Source organism: Streptomyces synnematoformans (genome assembly GCF_039531005.1).
Lineage (GTDB): Bacteria > Actinomycetota > Actinomycetes > Streptomycetales > Streptomycetaceae > Streptomyces > Streptomyces synnematoformans.
In genome coordinates, this window is the sequence record NZ_BAAAPF010000385.1 from 1 (window position 1) to 5,970 (window position 5,970).

The following is a 5,970-nucleotide window of genomic DNA, read 5'->3' on the forward strand; positions in this document are numbered from 1 at the left end:
CCCGCGGCGCCGTGCCCGGGCAGCGCCGCCGCGCCGCGGGCGGCGGCGGCGCGCAGCTCCGCGGGGCTGATCGGCAGCAGCTTGCGCCGGTCCCGCGGGGTGTGCGCGGCGTGGCCGCCGCCGGAGAGGATCGTCTGCAGCCGCGCGGAGATGTCGCCGTAGTCGTCGAAGCCGAGGACGCCGTCCGCCTCCGGAAGCGCGTCGGCCAGCTCCTTGCCGTACCGCTCGGCCATGCAGCCGACGGCGACGACGGCCTGCGTACGGCCCGCGTCCTTGAGGTCGTTGGCCTCCAGCAGGGCGTCGACGGAGTCCTTCTTGGCGGCTTCGACGAACCCGCAGGTGTTCACGACGGCGACGTCCGCGGCGGCGGCGTCCGCGACGAGGTCCCAGCCGTCCGCCGCCAGGCGGCCCGCCAGCTCCTCCGAGTCCACCTCGTTACGGGCGCAGCCAAGCGTGACAAGGGCGACGGTACGGCGTTCAGGCATGCGCTCAGCCTACTTCGTCCCGCGCCCGCAAACCGCCGCCGACCAGCCGCCTTCCGCACGCCCGTACGAAGCACGGGCGAACGAGGGTACGGGCGTGCGAGCCTTGCCGCAGGCCGGGCCCGCGACGCCGCCCGGCCGGGCCGGTCAGCCGGCCTCGGGATCGCCCTTCGTGTACGTCAGCCGCTCGACCTCGCCGGGCTGGAAGTCCTCGGAGATCTGCTTGCCGTTGACGAAGAGGTCGACGGCGCCGGCGTTGCCGAGGACGAGGTAGATCTTCTCGCTGTCGGTCACGGTGACGGAGTCGCCCTGGGCGAGGACGTCCTCCTCCAGCTCGCGCCCGTCCGCGCCCTGTGCGGAGATCCAGCTCTGCCCGTCCGCCGCTACGATCCGCAGCGTCACCTTGTCCGGCGGCGCGCCCGCGACGGCGCTTTCCGAGGGCTCCGGGCTCCGGCCCTGCCCGTCCTCGTCGGCGTCCTTGCCGGAGTCGGGATCCTTCGGCTTGTCGGACTTCTGCGACTCCCCGGCCACCGCGGAGCCGTCCGGCTCGTCCTCGTCGCCGCCGCTGAAGACGGTGAACCCCACGAAGCCGACGACGGCCACGATCGCGGCGACCATGGCGGCGGTCCAGTTGGGACGGCGCGGCTCCGGGCGGATGCGCTCGGCGTCGAACATCGGCGCGGCGGGCGTCGGCTCGGGCCGGCCGCCGTGCTCCGCGTCGAACTGCTCGACGAGCCCCTCGGGCTCGATGCCGACCGCGCGCGCGAGGGTTCGCACATGTCCGCGGGCGTAGACGTCACCGCCGCAGCGGGAGAAATCGTCCTGTTCGATGGCATGGATGATCGGGATGCGCACACGCGTGGACAAGCTGACCTGTTCGACGGACAGCTTGGCGTCAAGACGGGCCTGCTGAAGTGCGCGACCGACGGAAGGGCGGTCGCCTGTGGGGGAGTTGCCGAGGGACACGTGGGCGCCTTTCGGGGTGAGCCACCTGCCGGGTGTTCAGTCTAGGGGGGTTGTAAAAGGATCGGCCAACCGGTCGAGCACACTTAATGGGCCATCGGGATAGACGTACTGCCCGACCGGGGTTCACCCGACCGGCCCATTGGTGTGACGCATCAGACGCCGAACCGGTTGCCCGGTCGCCGCTACGAGTGATCCTGCCCCCGCAGCTGGGCGAGCACTCCGTCCATTTCATCCGGTTTGATGAGTACGTCCCTGGCCTTCGAACCCTCACTCGGACCGACGATGCCGCGCGACTCCATCAGGTCCATCAGCCGGCCCGCCTTGGCGAACCCGACGCGCAGCTTGCGCTGCAGCATCGAGGTGGAGCCGAACTGCGTGGAGACCACCAGCTCGGCCGCCTGGCAGAGCAGATCGAGGTCGTCCCCGATCTCCTCGTCGATCTCCTTCTTCTTCGCGCCGCCGACCACCACGTCCTCGCGGAAGACCGGCGCCATCTGGTCCTTGCAGTGCTGCACGACCGCCGCGACCTCGTCCTCCTCGACGAACGCGCCCTGCAGCCGGACGGGCTTGTTCGCGCCCATCGGCAGGAACAGCCCGTCGCCCTTGCCGATCAGCTTCTCGGCGCCGGCCTGGTCGAGGATGACGCGGCTGTCGGCGAGGGAGGAGGTGGCGAAGGCCAGCCGGGAGGGCACGTTCGCCTTGATGAGGCCGGTGACGACGTCGACGCTGGGGCGCTGGGTGGCGAGCACCAGGTGGATGCCGGCGGCGCGGGCCAGCTGCGTGATCCGTACGATCGCGTCCTCGACGTCCCGCGGGGCGACCATCATGAGGTCGGCCAGCTCGTCGACGATCACCAGCAGGTACGGGTACGGGGCCAGCTCCCGCTCGCTGCCGGGCGGCGCGGTGGCCTTGCCGGAGCGGACGGCGGCGTTGAAGTCGTCGATGTGGCGGTAGCCGTAGGCGGCGAGGTCGTCGTAGCGCAGATCCATCTCGCGCACGACCCACTGCAGCGCCTCCGCCGCCCGCTTGGGGTTGGTGATGATCGGCGTGATGAGGTGCGGGATGCCCTCGTACGAGGTCAGCTCCACCCGCTTGGGGTCGACCAGGACCATCCGCACGTCCTCCGGCGTGGCCCGCACCATGACGGAGGTGATCAGGCAGTTGATGCAGGAGGACTTGCCGGAGCCGGTGGCGCCGGCGACCAGAATGTGCGGCATCTTGGCGAGGTTCGCCGAGACGTAGCCGCCCTCGACGTCCTTGCCGAGGCCGACGAGCATCGGGTGGTCCTCGCCGGCCGCGTCCGCGGAGCGCAGCACGTCGCCGAGCTTGACCATCTCGCGGTCGCTGTTGGGGATCTCGATGCCGACGGCGGACTTGCCGGGGATGGGGCTGATGATGCGCACGTCGGGGCTGGCGACGGCGTAGGCGATGTTCTTCGTCAGCGCCGTGATGCGCTCGACCTTCACGGCGGGGCCCAGCTCCACCTCGTACCGCGTGACGGTCGGGCCGCGGGTGAAGCCGGTGACGGCGGCGTCGACCTTGAACTCGGTGAAGACCTGGGTGAGGGAGGCGACGACGGCGTCGTTGGCGGCGCTGCGGGTGCGGCCCGGGCCGCCGCGCTGCAGGACGTCGAGGGACGGCAGCGCGTAGGTGATGTCGCCGGAGAGCTGGAGCTGCTCGGCGCGGGGCGGCAGGGCGGCGGGGTCGGGATCCGCGGTCTGCTTGGTGAGGTCGGGGACCGGAGGTTCCGCGCCCTCGGAGTTCTGGACGCCGGACCGCTCCGGCTGCGCCTCCTCGCGCGCCGCGGGTACGCCCCCGGTGCGCTCGGCGACGCCGTGGGTGAGGTCGGCGGGCAGCGGGGCGGAGGGGACGCCGTGCAGCACGGCGCCGTCGAGGTCGGTGGCCGCGGCGGCGGCGCGGTCGATGGGGTCCATGCCGGCGTTCTCGCGGGCGGCCGGGCGGCGCGCGGGGACGGCCGGGGCGGGGCCCCGGGGGGTCCGGCGGCGGCGCGGCGGCCGGGGCGGCTCGTCGTCGTCGGCGTCGTCGTCGGAACGGACCAGGCCGTCGCGCCAGTCGTCGTCGAACTCCTCCGCCTTGGCCACCGCCGCCGGGTCGGGCCGCGGCTGGGCCAGGCCGAGCCGGACGCCGGCGGCGTGGATGCGGTCCGGGATCGCCGCGACCGGGGTGGCGGTGACGACGAGCAGCCCGAAGACGGTCAGCAGCACGAGCAGCGGCAGCGCGAGCACGTCGCCGAGGGTGGTGACCAGCGGCCGGGACACGGCCCAGCCGACGAACCCGCCGGAGTCCCGGATGGTCTGCGTGCCCTCGCCGCGCCCCGGGGTGCCGCAGGCCAGGTGCACCAGCCCGAGCACGCCGATGACGAGGGCGGACAGGCCGATGACGATACGGCCGTTGGCCTCGGTCTTCTCGGGGTGGCGGATGAGGCGTACGGCGATGGTGGCCAGCAGTATCGGCACGAGCAGGTCGAGGCGGCCGAAGGCGCCGGTGACCAGGATCTCGACCAGCTCGCCGACGGGACCCTGCAGGTTCGACCAGGTGCCGCCCGCGACGATCAGGGCGATGCCCAGCAGCAGCAGCGCGAGGCCGTCCTTGCGGTGGGCGGGGTCGAGCCCCTTGGCACCGCGCCCTATGCCGCGGAACAGGGCGCCGACGGTGCGGGCGAGGCCGAGCCAGATCGCGCGCAGCAGGTGCAGCACACCCGCGGTGGGGGACGGGGCGGGCTTCTTCGCCGGCGCCTTCTTGGCGCCGCCCGCGGCCTTCTTCGGCGGCGCCTTCTTGGCGGGCGCCTTCTTCGCCGCGGGCTTTTTGGCCGTGCTACCTCCGGACCGCTGCCGGGAGTTGCCGCTGCCAGAGGTACGTGAGGCCATGGGGGCGAGATTACCGGCACCGCACCGGCGGGACACGTAGGACGTGCAGGTGCGCATCCGCCGCACCCCCGGGCCGCCCGGCCCGGCGGGGCTACTCCGCGTCGGGGCGGGAGCCGGGCTCCAGGGCGTCAATCGCCTTGCGCAGCCCGGTCAGTTTCCGCTCCAGGTGCGCGGCGGTGGCCACGACGGCGGACTCCGCGCTGGCCCCGCTCAGCTGCTTCGACAGCGCCTCGGCCTGCTCCTCTGCGGCGGCGAGCCGGGCGGACAGCTCGGCGAGCAGCCCGGTCTGCGCGGCCCCGTCGCCGTTGCCCTTCTGGGCGCCCTCCAACTGCAGCCGCAGCAGGCCGGCCTGCTCGCGCAGCTGCAGGTTCTTCATGTACAGCTCGACGAAGACCGACACCTTCGCGCGGAGCACCCAGGGGTCGAAGGGCTTGGAGATGTAGTCGACGGCTCCGGCGGCGTAGCCGCGGAAGGTGTGGTGCGGGCCGTGGTTGATGGCCGTGAGGAAGATGATCGGGATGTCGCGGGTGCGCTCGCGGCGTTTGATGTGCGCCGCGGTCTCGAACCCGTCCATGCCCGGCATCTGCACGTCGAGCAGGATCACCGCGAAGTCCTCGGTCAGCAGCGCCTTCAGCGCCTCCTCCCCGGACGACGCCCGGACCAGGTGCTGATCCAGCGCGGAAAGGATGGCCTCCAGCGCCAGCAGGTTCTCCGGCCGGTCATCGACCAGGAGAATCTTGGCCTTCTGCACCATGGCCTGCCCTCCTCGCCCCGGCGGTGTGCCGGTCCTCGTCGCGGAAGACGCGCCCACCGTGCCCGCCGCCCTCGTGCCGGTCATCGTATCCACACCTCGAGACTCGCCACACCCTGTCACCGAGTTGTCACTGCGCACACTGCGACAACGCGCCTGCGATCAGTTTGGTTCCCGGAATCCCGTGTTCTCACACGCATTTGGACACACTGAGTCATCAAGAAACAGGATTTCACTGCGATTTGACTACTCTCCGCTCATCCAGCCGTTCATGACCGTGAGCAATCGGTCGGTATCCACGGGTTTGGTGACATAGTCCGATGCGCCCGCTTCAATACTCTTCTCCCTGTCGCCCTTCATCGCCTTCGCCGTCAGCGCGATGATGGGCAGCCCGGCGAACTGCGGCATCCGGCGGATCGCCGCGGTCGTGGCGTAGCCGTCCATCTCCGGCATCATGATGTCCATCAGCACCACGGCCACGTCCTCGTGCTGCTCCAGCACCTCGATGCCCTCGCGGCCGTTCTCCGCGTACAGCACCGCGAGCCCGTGCTGCTCCAGCACGCTGGTGAGCGCGAAGACGTTGCGGATGTCGTCGTCGACGATCAGCACCTTCTCGCCGCGGAACGCGCCCTTGAAGCGCGGCGGCACCGACCGCTCCGCCTCCTCCGCGCCGCCGCCGTCCCCGGAGAGGGCCTCAGCGGCCGCTCCACGCCCCGCTGCGGCGTCGGGCACGCGCCCGTTGCCGTCGGGCCCGGCGGGCTGCCCCGCGGCCGCTGAGCGGCCGTCAGAGGACTTTGCGGGGCGCGTGCGCCCCGACGCGGCCGCCCCGACGTCCGCGGCGGCGGCCTTCGCCGCCTCGGCGTGCTCGCGGCCCGCCGCCGCC

At 72.2% G+C, this 5,970-nt stretch carries 4 protein-coding genes and 1 pseudogene; all 5 read right to left on the reverse strand.

Going from position 1 to position 5,970, the window contains the following annotated elements:
* Positions 1 to 485: pseudogene (locus tag ABD317_RS32560) on the reverse strand (30S ribosomal protein S12 methylthiotransferase RimO); the annotation flags it as partial.
* Positions 486 to 629: 144 nt separating this feature from the next.
* Positions 630 to 1,448, reverse strand: a complete 819-nt coding sequence (locus ABD317_RS32565) for a helix-turn-helix domain-containing protein (protein WP_344294754.1) — start codon at positions 1,446 to 1,448, stop codon at positions 630 to 632.
* Between the two features lie 182 nt (positions 1,449 to 1,630).
* The gene (locus tag ABD317_RS32570) at positions 1,631 to 4,336 is read right to left on the reverse strand and encodes a DNA translocase FtsK (protein WP_344294756.1); all 2,706 of its coding nucleotides are present in this window, start codon (positions 4,334 to 4,336) and stop codon (positions 1,631 to 1,633) included.
* 91 nt (positions 4,337 to 4,427) lie between these two features.
* Positions 4,428 to 5,090, reverse strand: a complete 663-nt coding sequence (locus ABD317_RS32575; protein WP_027752690.1) for a response regulator — start codon at positions 5,088 to 5,090, stop codon at positions 4,428 to 4,430.
* A 243-nt stretch (positions 5,091 to 5,333) separates the two neighbouring features.
* Positions 5,334 to 5,970 (reverse strand): response regulator (locus ABD317_RS32580; protein WP_344294759.1); only part of this gene is annotated, 637 nt, incomplete at its 5' end.

Excerpts from the sequence above, each read along its gene's own strand:
- ABD317_RS32570 (WP_344294756.1), bottom strand. The coding sequence starts at position 4,336 with ATGGCCTCACGTACCTCTGGCAGCGGCAACTCCCGGCAGCGGTCCGGA.
- ABD317_RS32575 (WP_027752690.1), bottom strand. The coding sequence starts at position 5,090 with ATGGTGCAGAAGGCCAAGATTCTCCTGGTCGATGACCGGCCGGAGAAC.